The following is a 267-nucleotide window of genomic DNA, read 5'->3' as shown; positions in this document are numbered from 1 at the left end:
AACGTGAAGTTGTCACGGTAAGCATCGATTTATCGGGCGAAAGTATGCATCGCCGTGGTTATCGTCAACAAGGCAGTATGGCGCCACTGAAAGAAAACCTCGCGGCAGGCTTATTGATGCGTGCTGGCTGGGGAAGAGATTGCGGTTTAACGCAATTGATTGATCCTATGTGTGGTTCTGCGACTTTCTTGGTGGAAGCCGCGATGATGTCTTTGGATATTGCTCCGGGGTTAGGGCGCCAATACTGGGGCTTTAAGGGCTGGAAAC

1 pseudogene is annotated in these 267 nt (G+C 50.9%); it reads left to right on the top strand.

From position 1 onward, the window contains the following. Positions 1-267, top strand: a pseudogene (locus tag AAEY75_RS15470) (bifunctional 23S rRNA (guanine(2069)-N(7))-methyltransferase RlmK/23S rRNA (guanine(2445)-N(2))-methyltransferase RlmL); the annotation flags it as partial.

Origin of the sequence: Psychrobacter sp. TB55-MNA-CIBAN-0194, from assembly GCF_040309505.1 — a bacterium.
Classification (GTDB): Bacteria; Pseudomonadota; Gammaproteobacteria; order Pseudomonadales; family Moraxellaceae; genus Psychrobacter; species Psychrobacter fozii.
The sequence above is the reverse complement of the archived record's forward strand: the minus strand, read 5'-3'. Positions and strand labels throughout refer to the sequence as shown.